Below are 21,345 nucleotides of genomic sequence, written 5' to 3'. Positions count from 1 at the left end.
GTAATCGATGCCAAGCCTTTTCGATCAACTGGAGCTGGGCGATATTCTACTCAGGAATCGCGTGATTCTGGCGCCAATGACGAGGTCGCGTGCCGATGGGCAGGGCGTGGTGAACAGCTCTGCCAGGAAGTACTACGCGATGCGAAGCGACGCTGGCCTCCTGATAACTGAAGGAATCAACGTCGGCCCCATGTCGGCTGCCTTCGATCGGACGCCTGGCATTTGGACCGAAGCGCAGGTCGACGCCTGGCGCGAGGTGGTCGACGATGTGCATCGTGCCGGAGGACGAATTGTGGCTCAACTCTGGCACGGCGGCCGTGCGAGTGCGCGCGGTCTCCTCAACGGCCGCCACCCACTATCCCCATCTGGAGTGAACGATGATCTCGAATCGCTTCAAGTCTGGGCGTTACTTGCGAACGGTTCATATGTGCGCATTGCTGCAACAGACTCAAAGGAGATGACCTCTGAGGAGATTGAGGGCGCGATCGCGGAGTTTCGTGACGCGGCCGCGAATGCGATGCGGGCAGGCTTTGACGGCGTCGAGGTCCATGGCGCCAATGGCTATTTGATACATGAGTTTCTGTCTCCAACGCTGAACCGAAGGACGGATCGCTTTGGGGGATCCATCGACGCTAGATCATTGCTCGTGCGCGAAATAATCTCTGCGATATCCGATGTGGTGCCCTCTGGGCGGATCGGCCTGAGGCTATCGCCACTAGCACACTACAATAATGTCCGTGACCCAGCCCCCATTGAAACTTACGCCTCTTTGATCGCTTGGATCAACGAATGCGCACTCGCCTACGTCCACATAGCAGATACGAACGCATGGGTTGGAGAACCTGACCTTCGTCAGTTGATCGAAATGTTCCGCCCCGCCTATCGTGGCTCTCTCATTTTGAATGGCGGCATTGCTCCGAACCACGCTGAGGAATTAGTGAACTCGGGAAGAGCGGACGCAGTGGCATTCGGGCGGCTCTTTCTTGCCAATCCAGACCTGCTCCAGCGGATACGGCTGGGTGGTCCCTACAACGCAGCATTCAAAGAAGGTGCCTATGGCGGTGACGACCATGGCTACCTCGATTATCCGCGTCTCGATGATGTCGCCGAAACGGCGCCAGAAAAGAGCACGTCCTAGATCCGATCCGTCATCCGATTGGCAGCCATCAGTCATCGCGCGACGAGTTCAAGGTCCACAAACATCCGATCGATCACCGCCATGAGTATCACGATTCAATCCGATCACCCGACATCCCCTCCGGCACCGCGACTGACGTCAGGTATGACCTTTGCCATGGCGGTTGCTGCCGGTATCGCAGTCGCGAACATATACTATAACCAACCTATGCTTGGCGTCATGGAGCGGGAACTAGTCGGAAGGGCAACCGGCCTGATCCCCACAGTGACCCAACTCGGGTATGCTGCAGGCCTTATCCTAATCGTGCCGCTAGGCGATCTTGCTGAGCGCAGGCGTTTGATTGTCGGGCAGTTCTGCTTCTTGGCGATTGCGCTAGTCGCAGCCGCCTCGGCCCCCACCCCAGGCCTGCTTATCATCGCATCGCTGCTTATGGGAATGTTAGCGACCGTTGCACAGCAGATCGTCCCTTTTGCAGCACATCTCGCAGTACCTGAGCGGCGCGGCGCAACTGTCGGCACCGTTACCTCTGGGATCCTGTGCGGCATTTTACTCAGCCGCACGATCTCCGGTTTTGTCGCAGAACACGCCGGGTGGCGCGAAATGTTCTGGTTGGGCGCCCCATTAGCTCTCGCCGCAGGCGCATGGATGGCCCTTACGCTGCCGCGCAGTCGACCGGATAGTGCTCTGACCTACGCAACGCTAATGCGGTCGCTTATCGAGCTTTGGGGCAAACATAGGGAATTGCGTGTCGCAGCAATTACGCAATCGCTGGTCTTTGCATCCTTTACGACCTTTTGGACCATACTCTCTCTCTACGCTTGCAGCAACCGCCATTGTCGCTAGGGGCAGACATTGCTGGGCTGTTTGGCATTCTTGGCACTGTGGGCATCTTCGCAGCCCCCATTGCTGGCCGAGTCGCCGACCTGCGGGGGCCGCATGCTGTGGTCTTCATTGGTGCCGCACTTACACTCTGCTCCTGGCTCATCTTCGGTCTGTGGCAATCGCTTCCGGGACTGATTGTCGGCGTCATACTTTTGGATTTTGCAGTGCAAGGCGCTCTGGTTGCCAACCAACATCTCATATACGCCCTAGCTCCGAATGCTCGCGCTCGGCTCAACACGATCTTCATGAGTGCGATGTTTCTCGGTGGCGCGGGCGGCTCGGCCATCGCAACTGTGGCGTGGAATGGATACGGCTGGGCAGGTGTTTCACTTAGTGGCGCGATGTTCGCGACTCTCGCGACAGCCGTGCAATTGATTGGATTGAACCGAGGGAAATGAGCTTGCGCGTCGCGATCGTAGGCGGTTCGGTCGGCGGCCTTTTCGCCGCTACGCTTCTTCAAAGAGCAGGACATCAGGTAAAGGTCTATGAGCGATCAACGCACGGGCTTCAGGGACGCGGAGCCGGACTAGTTCCCCAGGATGAGATTTTCGAGATTCTCCGATTGCTCGGGCATAGTGGTATAGCGGATGCGGGCATAGTCGCCTCCGAACGCATCACGCTGGATCGCTTCGGAACCATCATAGATCGCGTCGCGCGTTCGCAGATGCAGATATCTTGGGATTACCTCTATACGACCCTTCGATCAATTCTGGACGAAGGAAGCTACTATGTCGGAAAGGCTGTAGCGTCCGTTGGGGAATCGGAACAAGCGGCATGGATTCGTTTCGACGACGGGGGGCACGCGGACGCCGATCTCGTGATCGGTGCTGATGGAATAGGATCGATCGTCCGTCAGGCAGTCGTGGGACCTGAGAGCCGGCCCACCTATGCTGGATACGTTGCATGGCGGGCGCTTTTGCCCGAACCGCTACTCCCAGCTAGCGCAGCTCGCATCTTGTCGGGAAAGTTTACTTTCTTTCATATGGAAGGCGGCCAAGCTCTCGGATATCTCGTGACTGGTCCGGGGGAGAGACCAGCGCGGGTCACCGACGATATAATTGCGTTTGGTACAGGCGTAACTCTAATCTCCAAAGCCTCCTCATAGATCGTGACGGACAGCATCATAGCTTCTCACTCGCTCCGGGTCAGGTGCCAGACACGATCAGATACCGCTTGATCGACGACGCCAATCGTCTTTTGCCTCCGGCATTCGCCGATGTCATTTCGGCGGAGCCGCGCCCGTTCGTGCAGGGCATCTTCGACATGAGTTCATCAAGAATGGTGCGCGGGAGCATTGCATTGCTCGGCGATGCGGCCTTTGTCGTGCGCCCGCACACCGCGATGGGGGTTTCAAAGGCCGCGGGAGACGCGATGGCTCTCGTAAGAGCCTTAGGTGCACTAGGAAAGCCCGACGCACTCGAAATCTACGATCGAGAACGCAAGCATGCCGGCAGATTGATAAGTGAATTCGGTAGGCGGCTCGGAGCTGTCCTAGCGCCGTGAGTGCGACGATCGTCGCACTTCGGAACGAGCGACAGGATCGACTTGCCGATCATCGGATTGGCTCGTCCACACGTCCCATCACGTCGACGGTCAATTGTACTCTCGGACCGAATTCGGCTACACCTCTGACCATGCACTTGGCAAAGTCGAGGTCACGTCCATGCTCAAGCTCTTCGCGACAGAGATGATTATCTAATTTAGTGCTGGGCCAGAAGCGAAGCGCGGTGAACGCGCTACGCTTCTGCCGTATCCCTAATCGAGTATCAGGCCACGTTCCTTTACCAAGCGGGCCCACTTTTCGCGTTCCGACGTCAACAGTGTCGCGAACTGCTTGGGTGTCGAGCCAATTCCGACAAGGCCTTGATCTTGAAGTCGAGCCGCGAATTTGGGTTCGGCAAGGATTTTTCCAACCTCGGATTGAAGCCTCTCAATGATCTCGACCGGCGTACCCGACGGCGCGAGCATGCCCACCCACGAGTTCACTTCAAAGTCTGGGTACCCGCTCTCGGCGACGGTCGGAACATCCGCCAATGCCGGCGACCGTTTAGAGCCCGTTTGCGCGACCGCGTTCACCACGCCCCCTTTACGTGAGGTAAAGCCAGGGCAGCAGACAGAAACATCATTTCAATGTGTCCTCCGACCAGATCTTGTTGAGCGGGCCCTCCCCCCGATAAGGCACATGAGTAACGGTTGTGCCGGTTGCAGACTGAAAGAGTTCTGCAGTCAAATGATTACTGGAGCCAACGCCAACGCTCGCATAGTTTACGCGAGCAGGTTCTGCTTTCAGGAGCTTGACCAGATCCTCGAGATTTTTCGCCTTCACTTTCGGATGGGTCAGAAGAATCAACGGATTGCTTGCGATTTGCGTGATCGGGGTCAGATCACGCGATATATCGAAAGCCAATTTTGGATAAGCCAGCGGATACACAGCATAAGAGTCGAAGACCAATAGCAGCGTATGCCCATCAGGCTGCGCCCTAGCGACCTCGCCCGTTCCGAGAGTTCCACCAGCGCCGCCGCGATTGTCAATGATCACGGTCTGCCCCAACGCGGCTTGGAGCGGCGGCTGAATTTGGCGCGCGACCGCATCGACGAAGCCACCTGCCGGAAACGGCACAACGATGCGTATTGGCTTTGTCGGCCAAGACGTGTCTGCGTTCGCTGACCCACCCAAAAAGAGCGCTGCGATGGCTACTTTGATCGCAAAGCGAGCTCCGATCTTTCTCATTGTCTCCTCCATAATTTTTGTTTTTAGCGTCGATAGTAAGCAGGTATGTCCGCATCGACGTTTACCCACACGCTTTTTGATTGCGTGTATTCCAGCATGGCGTCAAATCCCATCTCTCTGCCATATCCTGATCGTCCAACACCGCCAAACGGCGAGCCAGGATTTACTCGCTTGTACGAGTTGATCCATACCATTCCAGCATGCAGATCGTGGGCAAAGGCATGGGCCCTCTTGAGATCTCGGGTCCATAGACCACTTCCGAGGCCGTATTGAGTGCCATTGGCGAGCTCTAGCGCTTCTCGATCGCTCTTGAACGTCTGCACGGTCACGAACGGTCCAAAGACCTCCTCTTGAATGACGCGAGACTGCTGCGACTTCACTCTGGCGATCGTAGGTTCGACGTAACAGCCTTGAGCCAGCGCAACCGATGAGGGTTGCTTGCCGCCACAGATAATGTCGGCTCCTTCTCCCCGGGCAATTTCGGTGTACTGAAGCACGCGTTGCTGGTGGTGAGAACTCGTCAGAGGCCCCATCTCGGTTTCAGGGTCGAGCGGATTGCCGATCCGAATGGATCGCGCCAAGCCCACGAAGCGATCGAGAAACTCCTCTGCGATCGTTTCCTGCAATAGTAATCGAGAGCCGGCTATGCAGGCTTGTCCTTGATTGTGGAAAATGGCCCAGGCACTTCCGTTAATGGCAGCTGAGAGGTCGGCGTCACCGAATACAATGTTGGGCCCCTTACCACCGAGTTCCAATTGAACCTTCTTGAGGTTTGAGGCGGAAGCCTGAACGATGGACTGGCCGGTGATCGTACTGCCGGTGAACGCAAGTTTCGCGACCCCCGAGTGCTCTGCGAGATGCCTGCCCGCGACAGAACCTAAGCCTGGGACTACGTTAACGACCCCGGCCGGCACTCCCGCTTCGCTCATCAACTCGGCGATCAACAAGGAACTCAGCGGCGTCAACTCGGAAGGCTTGATGACAATAGTATTGCCCGCAGCAAGTGCTGGCGCCATCTTCCAACTGGTGAACATCAACGGAAAGTTCCAAGGAACGATCTGCCCGATTACACCAAGCGGTTCGCGAAGCGTGTAGTTCAAAAAGCCCATTTCGACCGGAATCGTTTCGCCTTGAAACTTGTCCGCCATCCCGCCGAAATACCGAAAGCAAGCCGCTGTGCGGGGAACGTCGAGATTTCTCGTATCGCGAATGGGATGTCCTGTGTCGAGGGCCTCCAAGCGGGCCAGTTCCTCACTATTCTGCTCAATCAGATCGGCTAACCTGAGCAAGATTCGACCGCGGTCTGCCGCCGCCACGCGTCGCCATCTTTCAAACGCCCCGGCAGCGCACTGCACCGCTCGATCAATGTCAGCCTCGTTCGCTACCGAAACCTCCGTTAGTACGGTGTTATCATGAGGATTTACCACCGGCATCGTTTCTCCCGAGGTCGAATGGACAAAACTTCCGTCGATGAAGAGTTTGTTGCGGATTTTCTCGCTTTCGACTCGCCCTCGATGTTCACTGGTCATTTTGATATCCGCCTCGATCTGCCTAAGCATTTCCGGCGAAGATCAGTCGTCTCTGCCGCGAGGTCAGTCTATTGACGCTCCCCCGATGCAGGGAGATCGCCAATGCCGACCACACCGTTCGGCAAACGCGAACAATCGTGGTGCTTCAGCTCTTCAAAAAGCCATCAGGGAGTAAGCGCTGCCTAACGAGTTCGGCATCCCATTCCGGCACTTTGGGAAAGGATGTGGACATAAACGAGAGAAAACGCTGCAGTTTCGGAAGATTGCGCGAGGTCTTGGCATAAACGGCCGTCATCGTGAACGATGACAATCTGAACGCTGGAAGAATGATCTGTAATCGACCTGCAAGTATTGCGTCGGAACAGACCATTGTGGGTAGACAAACGATGCCGGCGTCCTCGATCGCGTAGTCGCGCAAGAGGTGGATGTTATTGCTGAGCAGCGCGGCGTGCAGATAAATGGACGCCTCGCCATTGCTTGAGGTGAAATTCCATTGATCTCTGGCCGGATAATCGGAGTAAAGCCCGAGCGGATGTTCGTGGAGTTGGCTAGGGTGCGACAAAGGCGCGTGTTGAGCAAGATAGGCAGGGCTAGCGCAGAATACGCGTCGCACCGTAAAGAGGTTGCGCGAAATGAGTTCGGAAGACGCTGCTGGAAAGATGTTCAACGCGCAGTCAACGCCAGCCTTGATCGGATCCACGACTTCATCGCCTACTCTCACGTCCAATCGCATACCCGGATTAAGAGCCTGGAAACGCTTGAGAATCGGAGCAAAACGCTCTCCGACAAATCCGGTCAATGCGTGAACACGAAGAATGCCGCCGGTCTCGGATCGGCTTTCGCGCATTTGATCTAGAATCTGATTGGCATCCGCGAGTAACCCTCGCAGTCGAGAAGATAGGTCCTTCCCAATTCGCTCAGTCTTACAGAGCGAGTACTTCGATGGAATAACGATGCGCCGAGATAATCTTCCAACTGTCGGATTCGCGTTGTCACGACCGACTTCGACACTCGCAATTGCCGAGCGGCTTCTGCGAAACTGCCGGTTTGCGCGACCCTGACAAATGTCTCAATGTTTAGAAGACGGTCCATGAAGCGCCTGAACTCCCACTCTCTACTTTCGCACTCGACACTGCCGTCCGTGCTAGGAAGCACCGAGGCGAACCAGCGGCCGACGCAGGCATTAGCCTTGGCCTTTAGCGGACGTTTTGTATAGGAGACCTCGAGACGCACCACATCCCAGTTTTCGCACTGGGCGGCCATGGCGCCGTCGATCCGCTTCGACCGTCGGAGACATTTCATGCAACCTTTCATTTTTGACGCCCTGCCTACCCGTGTTGTCTTCGGATCAGGTACTTTGTCCCAACTGAAAGCGGAGGCTACACGACTAGGGACGACACGCGCCTTGATACTGACTACGCCAAATCAGGCGACGACTGGCATGCAGGTAGGAGAGGCACTGGGCGATCTGTTTGGTGCCGTTTTTTCAGGCGCGGTTATGCATACGCCTACCCACGTGACCGAGGAAGCTTTGGTTGCGCTTAGGCAAACTGGCGCAGACCTGGTCGTTTCGATTGGCGGGGGCTCAACTATTGGCCTTGGTAAGGCTCTGGCACTACGCACTGGCGTGAATCAGCTGGTCATCCCGACGACTTATGCGGGCTCAGAAATGACGCCGATACTTGGTCAAACCGACGATGGGCTGAAGACCACCGTGCGCAACCTCGCGGTGTTGCCGGAAACCGTGATATACGATGTGGACCTCACGATGAGTCTGCCAACCGCACTCTCCGCCACGTCTGGCATCAATGCGATCGCGCATGCTGTCGAAGCTCTTTACGCCAAAGATCGCAATCCCATCATTTCAATGATCGCGGAAGAGGGGATTCGATCTCTCGCGACATCCTTGCCGTCGATCCGCGCAAAGTCTTACGACCAAGATGCTCGCAAACGAGCGCTTTATGGCGCATGGCTATGTGGGTATTGCCTGGGGTCAGTAGGAATGGCCCTCCATCACAAACTTTGCCACACGCTTGGTGGATCATTTGGTCTGCCTCATTCCGAAACTCATACGGTCATTCTGCCGCACGCCGTGGCGTACAATTCACAAGCGGCTCCCGAGGCCATGAGCGCGATCTCGCGTGCGATTGGAGCAAGCGACGCCGCCAACGGGCTGTACGATCTCATATCGGGCCTCGGTGCAGACCAAGCGCTTTCGCTAATTGGAATGCCGGAAGATGGGATCGAGCGGGCAGCCGATATCGCGGTTGCAAGCCCCTACTGGAATCCACGCCCGATTGAGCGAGAAGCTCTTCGAGATCTAATCGCGCGGGCCTATGTGGGGAAACGTCCCTCCTTATAAGAAGGCCTAGCGATCCGGCGAAACATCATCAACTCAGATCGCTCTGGCTTCGAACGTATCGGTCTGTCAGCTCTAAAGAAAGCCGTCTTTCATCGGAAGCAACGGTTACAACTGGCATTGCGGCAACGTAAATGTAAAGCGTGCGCCGGACGGACTACGAGCCTCCGCCCATATCCTACCTCCGTGCGCTTCAATGATTGATCGGCAAATGGACAACCCGATGCCTGTTCCTTCCTTCTTGGTGGTATAGAATGGCTCAAAGATCTGGTCGTCGCTTTCCGGCGCGATACCGTCGCCCGAGTCTTCCACCGACACGAACATAGTGCCCATATCATCTGTCTTGGAAGTGATCTTGATGACGCGTTCTGAGCCGCGCGAGGCGCGTACAGATTCGGCCGCGTTGTTCAGCAAGTTCAACAGGACCTGCTGCAGTTGAACTGTGTCCCCGACGACGGTGGCGCCGGTGGGCATCAGTTCACTAGTGAACGTGATTTCATCGCGGGAAAGGTCGGGAAGGACCAGAGCCCTTATGTTCTCGATAATACTGCTGAGATCGAGGACCTCAAAGGCAATAGGCGAATTTTTCACTATCGCGCTGATTCGCCGAATGATGTCCTTCGCGCGGTGAGCATCTAGTGTGACACGCCCCGCCGCGGCACGTGCTTCGGCGAGACCTGGCGTTTCACGATCCAGCCAGTTGAGGCAAGTTTCAGCATTCGTCAGGAGAGCAGTCAGCGGCTGGTTCACCTCATGAGCAATCGTCGCAGTCAGTTGCCCCATGGCAGTTACGCGAGACATGCGGGCCAAGTTTGCTTGGGCAGCCTGAAGAGCGGTCGCGGCACGTCGCTGTTCGGATCGATCCGAGAACACAAGTACGACGCCGCTTATATCGCCATCCTCACCGAATATCGGTGCAGCCGTCTCGTCTATATGGAATTGTCGCCCTTCTCGCGATTCGATAGAGGCCTGACCGAAAGTTTGACATGTCGTTCGCGCATTTAGCGCATTCAATGCCACCTGAGCACTTGGCTCGCGATTGGACAAGCCTACTGGTCGATAGACATTCTCGAGAGGTTCTCCGATAGCTTCTGAACGTTGCCATCCGGTGGCATTCTCGGCAACGGGATTGATGAACGTCACCCGACCCACACGATCGATCGCGATCACGCCATCGCCTATGCTGGACAACGTCGCTTCGTAACGCCGCTCGCTCTCCCGCAATTTGCGATCGGACCCGTGCTTATAGAGCGCCATTTCAACGACAGTACGCAGTTGAAGGTCGTCGAAAGGCTTCAGGAGAAAACCGAACGGTTCAACGTCCGTCGCACGCTTTATTGTTTCTTCGTCGGCGTAAGCAGTAAGGAAGACGACGGGTATGTTGACATGATCGCGCATCAGCTTGGCAGCCTCGATGCCATCCATCCTGCCTTCAAGCCGGACATCCATCAGCACGAGGTCGGGGCGCCGCTCCTTCGCGACCTCAACGGCCTCCTCCGCGTTAGCAACCAATGCCAAGACCCCAATGCCGGCGCGCTCGAGCTGCTCACTAATGTCACGCGCGACGATGCGATCGTCTTCCACGACCAGCACCTTTACATCACGTCTCATGCGAAGCGTTTCTTGCAGGGAAAGGAGACGGCGCAGACGGTCCCACTGTCCGTCGAGACCGTGAAAGTGCCATGCAGTTGCTCGACCAGATCGCGAACCAACTCAAGACCTAGCGATTCAGACCTCTTGAGATCATCTGCAGGCAGACGGTTTCTGCCGTTGTCAGAAACCAGCAACACGCACTCGTCGCTTTGTAAAAGCTTCAATTCGACTTTAATGCACCCCTCGCCACCGAGGTCCTCGGAGAATCCATGCTTGAAGGCATTGGAAACGAGCTCGTTCAAAATGAGACCGCACGCGATTGCCGCATCGAGGTCCAGTTTAACGTCATCGCAATAAGTCGTGAGCTCGATTTTCGAATTTGCGTATGCGCGACGTAGATGGGAGCAAAGGCTCGGCAAATGCGACCGCATGGAGACGTTAGCGAGATTTCCAGCTAGATAGAGGTTTTCATGGATCAGCGCCATCGATCTCACTCGATTGCGACTGTCCGCCAATATGGCAGAGACAGTTGGATCGGCAATCCGTGCGCCCTGAATGCTCAGTAAGCTGCTTATGAGCTGAAGATTGTTTTTCACCCGATGATGAATTTCCTTCACCAGGGAACCCTTTTCTTTCAAAGCAAGTTCGAGCTTCTCGCGCGCGATCTCCCCATCGCGATAATTCATTGTCGTGCGTCGAAGTTCCAGTTGTGTCATGGTTTGCCTGGCTAGAGCCTCTAACGCAAAGCTCTGGCGATCAGACAATCCCGCTGGTCGTGGAGAGTAGTCGAGCACACAGAGCGTCCCGATTGGAAGAGACTCAGACGTCTTCAGCAAAGTACCGGCGTAGAAGCGGAGATGCGGTTCACCTGCGACGAGGGGATTGTCCCGAAACCTCCGGTCACAAGTGAGATCCGGCACGATGAATACGTCGTTCTGAAGGATCGCTTGCGCGCAGATCGAGTGACTCAGCGGCAACTCTCGGTCTCCGCACTGGATTCCGCTGAGCGTCCAATGCTTGCTTTCATCGATCATATTGATTGCAGCAACTGGCGCATTACAAATATCAGATGCAAGTTGAACAAAGTCGGAAAAATCAGCATCATGTGCCGAGTCGAAAATCTTGAACCGATGCAGCGCTGCAATACGGTCGCGCTCAACCCACATTTCGACACTCACCCGTTCGAGGCATCACAATCTTTTCGGCGAGAACTCAGTCTCCCGATTGTGCGCTCGGGAATTCTAGTAAAGTTTAATAGGCTCGGTATATCGCCCGCAAGGGACTGCGGCTTATTTGCTGACACAGAAAGGTCCTGTAATTTGCCGCGGTTCCAAAAACTGGCCTAAATGTCGTCTAGCCGACACAGATTATGTAGAGGAGTAGCGGTCAGCGACCATCACGGAGCTATCAATATCGATTCGTTACTGTCCTCAAGGTCGATGGACCTTCGGTGTGCTGCGCCGGCGACACTCCTTTGCCTCTCTCGTCTAGCAGAGCTTATCGCCCGAACAAACGTATCGAAGCAGCGCCGGTCAGCTTCAGGAAGGGTCAGTGCGGCGGGCCGAATGTCTCGTGTCCTAGATCGAGCGATCGAGCCTTGAAGTCCGTTTCAAAAATCTTCGGCCCTTGAGCTAGCAGAAATCGTTATGCTTGCGCCAAAGCAAGCCAACACACCCAATTTTGCGTTCATGGGCAACGCGAACCGATATTGTGGGCCCCGCTACGAAATTAAACCGCATGCTGTTCACCGATCGGACATTTCTTTTCGGCTTCCTTCCGTTCGTTCTGCTGCTCTTTCACGCGGCGGCAGCGGCGCGCCAGCGCTCATTGTTGATCCCGATCCTGTTGGCTGCCTCGCTAGCCTTCTACGCGCAGGGCGATCTCCATCATTTCCCGATCTTAGCCTGCTCGGTCCTCATCAACTATCTCGTCGGAAGTCAGCTTTCGAGAATGGAAGGCGGGCCGAGGCGCCGAAAGGTCCTGTTCATCGCCGCGATCCTTTTTAATCTCATACTGCTAGGCATCTTCAAATATACGCATTTCATCCTCGAAAACACCTACGCATCTCTTGGAATCGACTGGCGAGCCCCGTCGATAACCCTACCCGTCGGCATCTCCTTCTACACCTTCACGCAGCTCGCGTTCCTGATCGACATATATCGCGGCCAATCGCAGCGGAGCACGTTGGCAAGCTACGGCCTCTTCGCCACCTATTTCCCTCACTTGGTGGCAGGTCCGATCATCCATTGGCGCGAGGTCATCCCTCAATTCGAAAGGTTGTCCCGGAAAGGCACGGAGGCAATCAAATGGGTCGTCTCGCGATCCTGCCTAGAGGAAGGCACTCTGCTTTTCTCGATCGGGCTGATGAAAAAGCTGCTTCTGGCGGACCAGCTCGCACCGATCGTGGACTACGGCTGGCGTAGCATCGATACCGTCGACTTTCTCGACGCGTGGCTTCTCAGCCTCGGATACACATTCCAATTGTATTTCGATTTTTCTGGCTATGCCGATATGGCCATCGGAGTTTCTCTTCTATTTGGCGTCAGACTGCCGCTGAACTTCGATGGCCCGTACCGGGCGTCTTCGATTCAGGACTTCTGGCGGCGTTGGCACATCACCCTCTCGATGTGGCTCAGGGACTATCTCTACATCCCACTCGGCGGAAATCGCGCCGGGCTAGCACGTACCTACCTCAATCTATTCGCAACGTTTCTGCTCGGCGGACTGTGGCACGGCGCGGCCTGGACTTTCGTAGCATGGGGCGCACTGCATGGTGCCGCATGCTGCATCCAAAAGGCCTGGCAAGCGGCCGGCTTTCGGTTGCCGTATCTTATCGGGGTCCTAACAACCTTCTTGTTCGTGAACTTCGCATGGGTCTTCTTCCGCGCTCCGGATATTCGCGCGGCGACCATTTTGGTACAGGCGATGTTTACGCCCTCGACCAATGTGAACGAGAGGATCCTGGTGATCTGGCCGCTTCTCTTCGCAGGAGCCCTGTTGGTCTGGCTATGCCCGACCAGCACAGCGCTTGCAACAACGAAAACACGTCACAAGACAGCTGCAGCCGGCGTAGCAGCAGGTTTCGCGTTGCTCCTGGCATATGTTGCGACGAATACATCGCTTCCCTCGCCGTTCATTTATTACAACTTCTGAGGTCACGTGAAGACACTCGCTACATTCCTTGTGGCAATGGCGTTGGGCCTCCTATCAGCGGCGATTGCGCTCGTCGGAACTTACGACGCATTTACCAGCGCCAATCAATCCGTTCCGTTCGACCACAGCAAGTTTCTGATCGAGACCGTAGCTAGTCCGAGGATCGTGATAGATGGCGGCTCCAGCTCGATGTTCGGCATCGTACCGGTTATGATCGAGAAAGAATTTCGAGTGCCCGTCGTCGTTGCTGCCGACAACGCGAGCATTCCTCTGGCGATGAAGATCCATCGCATCATTCGATACGCCCGTCGTGGCGACATCCTCATTTTGCCGCTGGAATGGGTCTACTATACCCGCTCGGAGATGCCTTCCGACTTCATCGATAAGACTCCGGACGAATACGCATCCTACTACGGCAGCCTGCCCTTCCTGGACCGCCTGCGCTTCGTGGTTCAGTCAGTGTCGATACACAACGTCTCCGATGCTTTCCGTCTCTACGCCAAGCCGAGCCTGGAGAGGGACCACGTCGAGAACATCGGGAAACTTCTGAAAAGTTTCCCGTATGGCGACCGGAAGGACGATTCACGGAGACGGTCCAGCGTGGCGGGTCTTGTCTGCTCCGACTATCTCGGTTCGGAAGGGCCAATCGTGGAGGACATGCGCTGGGCAGCACGAGAACTGCGCCAGCTACAGGACCGACGGGGTGTGCGGGTCTACATCACATGGCCAGCCATCGCAGGCGAAGGATGCTACCGAAATGAGGACTTGCAACGGGATGCGCGGAAAATGTTTGCAGATAATGGCATCGCGACCGTTGGCGACCTCGCTGATTCCGCTTTCGCCGCGTCGCACATGCTGGATACCTATTATCACGTCGATAACGCGGCTGCGGAGATCAGGACTCGACGACTGATCGACCGTCTTTCGAGGACGCCGGGATTCTCTGAATTCGATGACCACGCCTATCGCTCGACCATCGATCAGGGAGCAGCCGCTTTCCAGGTGCTTGCCGACCGATATCCTCCTTCGATGAAATGATCTCAAACGGCTAAGACCTCGTTTGCTTGGCTGATCTTGCCGTCGTCTTTATCCGCTAAACATCGGAGCAGGAGTCCGCGGGATTCCATACGGCGATTAGACGAACTCTCGTGGATTTGGCAAGCCGCGGCAGATTCGCAAATGCATTCGCTCCACCCACCACCGAAAAATCTACGCGCTGCCACTCATGTTGGAATGTTGAGGTCCGCTATATCGTTAAGAGGGGGATTACTTCTCCGTCCAACTGTCAGACACTCTCACTCACCGACGCTCACTCCAACCATTACACTCCTTCCCTACCTTCCCGAGCAGATCAGACATCCATCTGGGCTTTGCCCAGAGAACCAATGAAATCCAGGTAGCCTATGAGCCGCTTTGCCGAGAATGACATCCTGATGAGAGAGGCAATGGAAAGCCTCGATGCTCAGGGAATCCACTTCAAGAAGCCAACAGCTTTCCAACTGAAAGTCGGCCTTTACAGCTTCTACCCCGGCAAAGGCACGATCTATTTGGACGGCGCACCACAAGCTCGCGCCGAACGTGGCCTTGAATGCTTCATCGAACTTGTTCGACGTGCATCGAAGCCAAGCTCGTACTCCTCGAAACCGGACCGCTCCGACGCACCCGCTAATCAGGGGTTTCATATCCGAGACGCAATGAGCGGACGCTAGTTGGAAGAGGGATTGATCACCCCGGCCACCACGACCGACGTCTTGCTTAGGCTGGGCACCACCGACAGCACCGGGCGCCGCTATTCATCAGCCTCAGCTTCGAGATGGTCTTGCACCGTTTCGCCCAACCAGGACCACTCCGGGTCGACCGTCGAGCGTATCAGAGCCCGGACGCGTGGCGTCGTCCCACGAATGTTCAAATCGCGGATGAGCAGAGCAAGGTGCTGCTTGTCCGCGATCGCCTCCAATTCTTCAATGGTTGGCGGGACCAGGATGCAGGGATAGGTGACCGGATCGATTCCGTACCGCCACGTCGGGTAGCGCGGAGGGAATAGATCGGCACCACGCCCCTCGCGGCACAGCTTCGCGATGGCTTCATCAGAGATCAGGTCGCCAAAGGGCTCTCCATTAAGCGCGGCGCGCACCGAAACCGGGTCGGCCCCATCCACCGCCGAGATATATGGCCCAATCGCCACGCCAAGGCGTTGGCGAGCAATTGCCGCCTCCTCTTCGGACCACTGCCCAACAAACGGCCGATCCACAAGGGCTTGGCTGGGTTCTTTGCCCCGCCCCTTCGTCCTCTTCATCGAGCTCATTTCATCACACCAGCTTGATCACCTACGGCCCCAATGGCCATCCCGACCTCTACGCGACCCGCCTTCATCGTCCGCCTGGATTCGAGGTGCTAAATCAAGATTGCCAAATCAACAAACCAAGCAACTTAAAACGGCACACAACCGAATAACTCAACCGCTCGAAGCTTTTCGTTCGGCGTTCAGCACTGACATCCCCCGAACGAAGCACGCGCCCCAGGACATATCCGCCATCAGACAGGCCCACAAACCAACCATCCGGTCCATCGCTTCATCGACCGGAAGGCCTGTCCGCCGAGACCATGCTGTCCAATCATCGAGGATCAGCTCCCAGTCAACCGGCGAGACAAGATCCAATGCCGGACTGACGCTACCGTCCGGCGGCACCGAACCCAGCAGACGGCGCAACTGGCACGCCACAAGGAAGCTCTGCATTGCCTTCATCCTCATCGGACCGTCCCGGCCAACCTGCCCAAACAGCGCCAGCGCCTCGTCGCGGCGATCCCGCAAGACGGCCCGCCAGCAAGCCATCATCGTTGGCCCCCAGCCAAACTCCGGCTCCCGCACCAGGCTTTCGATCGTGAGGTCGCCATGCGCTGCGACCCGCCCGAGCATGCTCAACGCCTCTCCAAACGACCCACGTGCTGCCCGCGCAATCGCTCGGATTGCAACTTCATCAGACCTCAACCCCCACCGCGCGCAAAGCGACAACAGACGTCCAACCATGCCCTCCACCGATAGAGGCCCGATCCTGAAAACGCTGCACCGAGAACGTAACGCGGCGGAGAACCGCATTTCGTCGTTCACAAGGAACACATAAAGGCTCGACGAGATCTCCAATTCCAGCGTCTTCAAAGCGACGTCGGCCGCGGCGCCCACGAGCTCTTCGGCGTTGTTGATCACCACGACGCGCACTGGTGCCGTGTTTAATCCGCTATCCCGCTCGATCAATGAATGGACAGCATTGACCTGAGCCCGCTCGTCCACGCGTTTATCGTCTTGCTCTTGGTCGCCGAAATGCCTCGCATCGACTTCGACATAGGCAAAGCTCGAGCGATCAAAGGCCAGGCATTCGTCGCAGGTTCCACAGGGCGCGGCGTCTATCCGCGTATCCAGTTCACGCTCGCAAACCAACGCCTTGGCATAGATGCGCGCGACCGTCCGCTTGCCGACGCCTGCTGCTCCAACCAGTGCGATAGGCTGGTGAACACCAGACGCATGCTCGTTTCGTAGGTTCGAAATCAACGCCTCGAACCAACGTTCATGGCCCACGACATCTCTAAACGATGACGGGCATCCGGGATCCAAACAGGCGCTAGGCGGCTGCTCCATCAGCGCACCTCCATCATGGCCGGGGCGCTCTGTTCATTTGACGCCAGAGCTACGGACTGATCGCTATCCGCCTCAAGCCCAACCTGAATCCCGTCAACCTGCCCCTCGCCCATCGACCGTAGCCGCTCGCGAAGCGCGTTCCGCAACCCGACGCGCGCTTGATCGAGGCGACCTCGGCTGCCTGAGGCATAGCGAGCAAGCACCAATTGAAGCGTTCGCCAGCCTTCGCGCGAGGCGATCCAGTCAGACGCACTATCAATTCGGCCATATCGCTGGCAGACGTCGTCCAGCGCAATGAACACGTTGCCCTTCATGAACTCGCTCTCAGCGGCCAGGAGTTGAGCCGCCCAAACGCAATGCAGTGGATCCTCAAGGCGCCGGTAGCGTCTATCGCGGCTTTCCAACGTGCCCGTCGTCGCGCGATAAAGCCGCGTGAGCAGCTCGCCGGCCTCCAGCGTCCGATCATGCCGCAGGCCGTCGACAACCTTCATCAGAGCGGAGAGGCTCAGTGCATCGCGTCGATCGAGAAAGCGGCGCAAGGTCTCGGGTACGACCCATCGCTCGGCTCGTCGCGTGCTGACGTCTTCAGTTGGCCTGAATTCGCCGCCCTCCATTTCACCCAACACGATGAGATCGATTTGCATCGAGAATTCAAATGGCGCCAACGCCGCCCGCTCGATGCACTTCCGTAACCGCGATTGGAAGCGCTTGTTGTCCGCCAGCGCGGAAAGATCGCCCAATCGACCCTCTCGAAGATATCGTCGCGCAATCGCCAGATAGGTTTCCGCCGTGACGAGCGGCTCCTCAATCAAACCGATCGCGTTCACCGTGGACCGCCACGCCGCGGTCTCGATCAATTTGTGTGTGTCTGGAACAAGCAACAAGATCGAATGCTGTTCGTTGCCAGCGGCGACGGCAACTAAAGCCCGCGCGATATCATCGAGCGGCGGGTGCTCCAAAGTGGTATCGCCGAGATCACGAACATGGAGGGTCGGTTCGTCGAAGAGCGACACTTCCGACACCATCGCGTACAAGCTCGGAACACCGCCAATCTTGACCGGCACAGCGCCTTCAGCGTCTCCGACGGCTGGAGTACGCTGTTCGATGGCGCTTCTCGCAATATCCCGCAAATGACGTCCATCGTGTTCGGCCTGGCCAACAATCTTCTTGCGGACCGCGGATCGAAAAAGACCAGACCCCTTGCGGTAGAGATACAGATAGCTCTTACCGTCGTGTCTCGGGAGCTGGAGGAATTCCACATCGGCTATTGTGGCTGACCCGCTCATGATCGGTCCCAGATTGCCCAGGCGCGCTCCACAGCGGATGCAGCAAGATTCGATCGAAGCTCCGCTTCCTCATAACCGCGCATTTCATCGGAGTAGGACGCCGAATCCAGAGCATGTCTGGCACGCAGCTCCAACATAGCCGCCTCAAGCTGCGACCTTCGTTGCTCGCGGTACACCTGCTCATCCAATTCCCAGCCATCATACAACCGATCCCACTTTCTATCATTGAATGCTGAGAGCAGATCGATGCCGCATTTTTCATCGGCCTTGATCCGTGCGGCTGCGTCGAGCGCTTCAGACTGATCCTGGCGGTTTCGCTTTCCAATGTCGCCGGCGACACGATGATAGTCGGGCTCAATTTCAATTTTTGAATGAATCGGATCAGCCGGATTGAACCCGCCGCAAAGCCAACGCACGCATCTCCAATGCTCGTCCAGGCGCCGGCCAGCCGATCCAATGTCCATCGTGACGGCCCTGTCTTCGGCACCAGCAAGCCGGCTCGATCGATGCCACTTCAGCATCCACCGGCCAAGTTTCTCAACGTCAGAAACATGGGCAATGACGCGGCCACATGATCCCTCGGCTTCATCGCGTTCTTGAACGAAAATGCGAAGGCCCGAACCACCGCAACTGACGAGCTGTAACTTCAATGCTGAGCTGAATGCTTTAAAGTGATCCGAGGCCGCTGCCTGGTCTTGATGACCGAACAGCCTATGGCGGATTGTGATCCGCGCGTTGAACGACGGATAGCCTTGCTGCACCAGGAATGACGCTGCGGCAAAAATGCTGCGCACGTGGCTTCGGTTGAGATAGGCAGGATCCTTCGGCGCCTTGGCATCATCGTCGGTCGTAACGCGGCGCTGGGCATCGCCACCAATATCTGCCTCAACGATCCGTTCTGGCCGAATCCGGGCGACGGATGTTTCGGGGCGCAGCATCGGCGCGCTGCGGTTGGCGACCATCTGGAAGCGCAGCAAGATGGCAAGTAACGCTTCGTCGCTCAGGTCCACGGTGACCACCGGCCAGACACCCAGCAGGCCTTCGAAGAAGGTCGTGAGATCGATATCCGGTAGACGGCCTGCAAAGGCACTTTTGACGCGCTGGCGCTCCTCGAGCCTGATCGAGGCAACGACCGGGTCGACTGAGACATCGAGGCCGCAGAGCTCGATATAGTAGAAGCCAACGAGGAACAGCTGAATCAAACGCACCTTGTTGCGAATGCCGTCCGACCACTGCAGGAAGCTCTCGGTCTGCCGCCTGAGGTCGCCTGCTCCAAGCGCTTCGAAATACTGGATAAGGTGCTCGATATAGTCGACACCGAAGACCGCCGCTACGCGATCACGCGTGATCTCGGTGCCATCACTCAGAAGGCGCATCTTGTCGAGAGCTTGGAGCATGTTGCGCGGCTGGTGCTCGCCGAGGCCCGCTAGAAGCGAGATGGCCTCGGTATGCAGTGTCAGGCCCTCGTCTTTTGCGGTACGGGTCAAAAGACCGACACTTTGCGCATGCGTCAAAGGACGCACTTCGAGCTGGATCGTTCGGGAGCGGAGCGCCTCCGACATTCGCTCCACCGCGGTGGTGGCGAAGCAGAAAGACACGCCCGGCGGCGGCTCTTCGACCTTCTTCAAGAGGAAGTCGAAGCTATCGCGATATCTCGACAGAACGTGCGCCTCATCGAGAAATATGACGGTTCGTCGGCCAGCGGCGGCCGCCGCCTCCAGCACTCGGTCGATCTCGGCCTTGAGGCCGGCAAGGTCTCGGAACTTCGGTGTATCGAGTTCGATAAAGCCAGCATTGTCACCCGAATCCAGCGCCCGGCAGCGGTCGCACACGAAGCATCGGTCACCTGTGGCGGTCGGCGACTGGCAATTCAGCGCGCCCGCATAGATCCGCACCAGCGTCGTCTTGCCCGAACCTACGCTGCCGTGCAGCAATAGGTTGGCACAACTCTGGTTGTTAAGAATCAGCTGGGCGATGATGCGCTTCGGGTATTCTTGACCGATGACGTCTTGGAGAGACTTGGGCCTGTACTTAAGAGCTAGACGTTCCACGCGGGCCTCGGATGATCCAGTAGTGCTTTTCTTGATTCATTTTGGTCGATGAGCGTGGGCAGCGAACCGCGGCCCTCGCTCGTTTTTGGCCTCAATGCGTCATGAAGAACAAGCAGTCCAGCAGTTCGACAGCATCACGACGAGACAGCTTACGAAGCATCAATAGCTCTTCGTTTCATGACTGAACTTCGTCAAACGCTGACGCGAACTTCATCGGAATCGAGCGTCGCGTTGCCAGATTGTGCTTCACTTTAAGTATTGCCTGTTTAGATCTCAGCTCCGATTCGACGAGCGAGGTACTGCGAATAGATGCTGGATCCTGAACATGCACGACGCAGTTCGTCGTGCAGCTCCACGCGGTCCCACCACTCTCCTTTGACAAACTCGATCACCAGCTCGTCGACCTCCATAGCCGCGAATCGAAGTCGGATTTTCTCCATTCCTTCTTCACTGTGTTCATCTTTCATCCCGGCCGCGTCGCCATCGCGTTCGGCAATTATTGCGTGAATGACACTTTCGATTGGGTCGATCCCGGTCGACTCTCCGCATTGGAGATAGCCGCAATCAACTTCGCTGCGACCGACATTCGACCAGTGACGCTTGATTGCAACGCTCAATCCTGAGTCATCGCTGCACGGCGGGACATCAAACTGCATCACGTAATCGGGCGACAATGCGCGGAGTAACTCCCCGCCTCGACCGAGAGAACAAGCCTCAGCGATGCCGTCAAAGCGGAGCAGATCGCCAAATAGATGATTGCGGCAGAGGTGATCGTGCAACAAATACGGGTTGGAGGTGTCGATCGGCTCACTTTCACGGTAAACCTCTAATTGCTGATTTTGCTTTGCAGCTGCCAAATCATTTGCCCAATCGGGCCGTGAGTCGGGTTTCTTCATGTTGGGTCTCGTTGCAAGGCCACCGCGTCAAAGTGCTGGTGGCGCCTAAGAGCGTGTGGGGCCACGATGATTCGTGGCGCCACAATCGGGTGA

The 21,345-nt window shown here is 56.7% G+C and carries 19 protein-coding genes and 1 pseudogene; 8 read left to right on the top strand and 12 right to left on the bottom strand.

Annotation, left to right across the window (positions count from 1 at the left end; genetic code table 11):
* Nucleotides 1–7 precede the first annotated feature (7 nt).
* The 4 genes and pseudogenes from RPMA_RS03645 (at nucleotide 8) to RPMA_RS28340 (ending at nucleotide 3,523) form a co-directional block, all read left to right on the top strand.
* Entirely contained in the window at nucleotides 8–1,138 is a 1,131-nt protein-coding gene (locus RPMA_RS03645) for an alkene reductase (RefSeq protein WP_211911582.1), read from the top strand.
* Between the two features lie 144 nt (nucleotides 1,139–1,282).
* Nucleotides 1,283–2,418, top strand: a pseudogene (locus tag RPMA_RS03640) (MFS transporter).
* On the top strand, nucleotides 2,415–3,125 hold the full coding sequence (locus RPMA_RS28345) for an FAD binding domain-containing protein (protein WP_328516552.1): 711 nt from the start codon (nucleotides 2,415–2,417) through the stop codon (nucleotides 3,123–3,125). The pseudogene RPMA_RS03640 and the gene RPMA_RS28345 overlap by 4 nt, the downstream one beginning before the upstream one ends.
* The gene (locus tag RPMA_RS28340; protein ID WP_408056532.1) at nucleotides 3,026–3,523 is read left to right on the top strand and encodes an FAD binding domain-containing protein; all 498 of its coding nucleotides are present in this window, start codon (nucleotides 3,026–3,028) and stop codon (nucleotides 3,521–3,523) included. Before RPMA_RS28345 ends, RPMA_RS28340 begins: the two co-directional genes overlap by 100 nt.
* 252 nt (nucleotides 3,524–3,775) lie before the next feature.
* On the opposite strand, the gene RPMA_RS28215 is transcribed toward RPMA_RS28340, so the two are convergent.
* From RPMA_RS28215 to RPMA_RS28490, 5 genes are all read right to left on the bottom strand, one after another.
* Nucleotides 3,776–4,096, bottom strand: a complete 321-nt coding sequence (locus tag RPMA_RS28215; RefSeq protein ID WP_211911581.1) for a tripartite tricarboxylate transporter substrate-binding protein — start codon at nucleotides 4,094–4,096, stop codon at nucleotides 3,776–3,778.
* A 46-nt stretch (nucleotides 4,097–4,142) separates the two neighbouring features.
* Nucleotides 4,143–4,751: a tripartite tricarboxylate transporter substrate-binding protein gene (locus RPMA_RS28210; RefSeq protein WP_211911580.1), complete on the bottom strand. Its 609-nt coding sequence runs from the start codon at nucleotides 4,749–4,751 to the stop codon at nucleotides 4,143–4,145.
* A gap of 23 nt (nucleotides 4,752–4,774) precedes the next feature.
* Nucleotides 4,775–6,310 carry an aldehyde dehydrogenase family protein gene (locus tag RPMA_RS03620; RefSeq protein ID WP_211911579.1) on the bottom strand — a complete coding sequence of 512 codons (1,536 nt, stop codon included), beginning with the start codon at nucleotides 6,308–6,310 and terminating at the stop codon, nucleotides 4,775–4,777.
* 115 nt (nucleotides 6,311–6,425) lie between these two features.
* Entirely contained in the window at nucleotides 6,426–7,127 is a 702-nt protein-coding gene (locus RPMA_RS03615) for a substrate binding domain-containing protein (protein WP_211911578.1), read from the bottom strand.
* Between the two features lie 5 nt (nucleotides 7,128–7,132).
* A complete protein-coding gene (locus RPMA_RS28490; RefSeq protein ID WP_408056531.1) occupies nucleotides 7,133–7,372 on the bottom strand; it encodes a LysR family transcriptional regulator in 240 nt (79 codons plus the stop codon).
* 208 nt (nucleotides 7,373–7,580) lie between these two features.
* On the opposite strand from RPMA_RS28490, the gene RPMA_RS03605 reads away from it, so the two are divergent.
* Nucleotides 7,581–8,642 (top strand): maleylacetate reductase, encoded by a 1,062-nt coding sequence (locus RPMA_RS03605; RefSeq protein ID WP_211911576.1) that lies wholly within the window; start codon nucleotides 7,581–7,583, stop codon nucleotides 8,640–8,642.
* A 105-nt stretch (nucleotides 8,643–8,747) separates the two neighbouring features.
* On the opposite strand, the gene RPMA_RS03600 is transcribed toward RPMA_RS03605, so the two are convergent.
* Nucleotides 8,748–10,250, bottom strand: a complete 1,503-nt coding sequence (locus RPMA_RS03600) for an ATP-binding response regulator (protein WP_211911575.1) — start codon at nucleotides 10,248–10,250, stop codon at nucleotides 8,748–8,750.
* Nucleotides 10,247–11,398 carry a histidine kinase dimerization/phosphoacceptor domain -containing protein gene (locus RPMA_RS03595; protein WP_211911574.1) on the bottom strand — a complete coding sequence of 384 codons (1,152 nt, stop codon included), beginning with the start codon at nucleotides 11,396–11,398 and terminating at the stop codon, nucleotides 10,247–10,249. The genes RPMA_RS03600 and RPMA_RS03595 overlap by 4 nt, the downstream gene beginning before the upstream one ends.
* A 571-nt stretch (nucleotides 11,399–11,969) precedes the next feature.
* Here RPMA_RS03595 and RPMA_RS03590 point away from each other — a divergent pair.
* From RPMA_RS03590 to RPMA_RS03580, 3 genes are all read left to right on the top strand, one after another.
* Nucleotides 11,970–13,385, top strand: coding sequence for an MBOAT family O-acyltransferase (locus RPMA_RS03590; protein WP_211911573.1), 1,416 nt, complete (start codon nucleotides 11,970–11,972; stop codon nucleotides 13,383–13,385).
* 6 nt (nucleotides 13,386–13,391) lie between these two features.
* On the top strand, nucleotides 13,392–14,423 hold the full coding sequence (locus RPMA_RS03585) for a hypothetical protein (RefSeq protein ID WP_211911572.1): 1,032 nt from the start codon (nucleotides 13,392–13,394) through the stop codon (nucleotides 14,421–14,423).
* 365 nt (nucleotides 14,424–14,788) lie between these two features.
* The gene (locus RPMA_RS03580) at nucleotides 14,789–15,094 is read left to right on the top strand and encodes a hypothetical protein (protein ID WP_211911571.1); all 306 of its coding nucleotides are present in this window, start codon (nucleotides 14,789–14,791) and stop codon (nucleotides 15,092–15,094) included.
* Between the two features lie 80 nt (nucleotides 15,095–15,174).
* Here the strand turns inward: RPMA_RS03580 and RPMA_RS03575 are convergent, their stop codons facing one another.
* The 5 genes from RPMA_RS03575 to RPMA_RS03555 form a co-directional block, all read right to left on the bottom strand.
* On the bottom strand, nucleotides 15,175–15,690 hold the full coding sequence (locus tag RPMA_RS03575; protein ID WP_211911570.1) for a hypothetical protein: 516 nt from the start codon (nucleotides 15,688–15,690) through the stop codon (nucleotides 15,175–15,177).
* A 150-nt stretch (nucleotides 15,691–15,840) separates the two neighbouring features.
* Nucleotides 15,841–16,959 carry a hypothetical protein gene (locus RPMA_RS03570; protein ID WP_211911569.1) on the bottom strand — a complete coding sequence of 373 codons (1,119 nt, stop codon included), beginning with the start codon at nucleotides 16,957–16,959 and terminating at the stop codon, nucleotides 15,841–15,843.
* A 59-nt stretch (nucleotides 16,960–17,018) separates the two neighbouring features.
* Nucleotides 17,019–18,305: a hypothetical protein gene (locus RPMA_RS03565; protein WP_211911568.1), complete on the bottom strand. Its 1,287-nt coding sequence runs from the start codon at nucleotides 18,303–18,305 to the stop codon at nucleotides 17,019–17,021.
* Complete coding sequence (locus RPMA_RS03560) at nucleotides 18,302–20,356, bottom strand: AAA family ATPase (protein WP_211911567.1); 2,055 nt, start codon at nucleotides 20,354–20,356, stop codon at nucleotides 18,302–18,304. The genes RPMA_RS03565 and RPMA_RS03560 overlap by 4 nt, the downstream gene beginning before the upstream one ends.
* A 266-nt stretch (nucleotides 20,357–20,622) precedes the next feature.
* Nucleotides 20,623–21,252, bottom strand: a complete 630-nt coding sequence (locus RPMA_RS03555) for a hypothetical protein (protein WP_211911566.1) — start codon at nucleotides 21,250–21,252, stop codon at nucleotides 20,623–20,625.
* Nucleotides 21,253–21,345: the final 93 nt, after the last annotated feature.

This window comes from Tardiphaga alba, from assembly GCF_018279705.1.
Classification (GTDB): Bacteria; Pseudomonadota; Alphaproteobacteria; order Rhizobiales; family Xanthobacteraceae; genus Tardiphaga; species Tardiphaga alba.
Note: the sequence above shows the minus strand (reverse complement) of the source record. Positions and strands in the feature narration are given on the sequence as shown.

What these genes read in the sequence shown, in the direction of transcription:
- RPMA_RS03620 (WP_211911579.1), bottom strand. Translation starts at nt 6,310, where the DNA reads ATGCTTAGGCAGATCGAGGCGGATATCAAAATGACCAGTGAACATCGA.
- RPMA_RS03565 (WP_211911568.1), bottom strand. Translation starts at nt 18,305, where the DNA reads ATGAGCGGGTCAGCCACAATAGCCGATGTGGAATTCCTCCAGCTCCCG.
- RPMA_RS03600 (WP_211911575.1), bottom strand. Translation starts at nt 10,250, where the DNA reads ATGAGACGTGATGTAAAGGTGCTGGTCGTGGAAGACGATCGCATCGTC.
- RPMA_RS03580 (WP_211911571.1), top strand. Translation starts at nt 14,789, where the DNA reads ATGAGCCGCTTTGCCGAGAATGACATCCTGATGAGAGAGGCAATGGAA.
- RPMA_RS03645 (WP_211911582.1), top strand. Translation starts at nt 8, where the DNA reads ATGCCAAGCCTTTTCGATCAACTGGAGCTGGGCGATATTCTACTCAGG.
- RPMA_RS03555 (WP_211911566.1), bottom strand. Translation starts at nt 21,252, where the DNA reads ATGAAGAAACCCGACTCACGGCCCGATTGGGCAAATGATTTGGCAGCT.
- RPMA_RS03595 (WP_211911574.1), bottom strand. Translation starts at nt 11,398, where the DNA reads ATGTGGGTTGAGCGCGACCGTATTGCAGCGCTGCATCGGTTCAAGATT.
- RPMA_RS28210 (WP_211911580.1), bottom strand. Translation starts at nt 4,751, where the DNA reads ATGAGAAAGATCGGAGCTCGCTTTGCGATCAAAGTAGCCATCGCAGCG.
- RPMA_RS03575 (WP_211911570.1), bottom strand. Translation starts at nt 15,690, where the DNA reads ATGAGCTCGATGAAGAGGACGAAGGGGCGGGGCAAAGAACCCAGCCAA.
- RPMA_RS28490 (WP_408056531.1), bottom strand. Translation starts at nt 7,372, where the DNA reads ATGGACCGTCTTCTAAACATTGAGACATTTGTCAGGGTCGCGCAAACC.
- RPMA_RS28345 (WP_328516552.1), top strand. Translation starts at nt 2,415, where the DNA reads ATGAGCTTGCGCGTCGCGATCGTAGGCGGTTCGGTCGGCGGCCTTTTC.
- RPMA_RS03615 (WP_211911578.1), bottom strand. Translation starts at nt 7,127, where the DNA reads ATGCGCGAAAGCCGATCCGAGACCGGCGGCATTCTTCGTGTTCACGCA.
- RPMA_RS03590 (WP_211911573.1), top strand. Translation starts at nt 11,970, where the DNA reads ATGCTGTTCACCGATCGGACATTTCTTTTCGGCTTCCTTCCGTTCGTT.
- RPMA_RS03605 (WP_211911576.1), top strand. Translation starts at nt 7,581, where the DNA reads ATGCAACCTTTCATTTTTGACGCCCTGCCTACCCGTGTTGTCTTCGGA.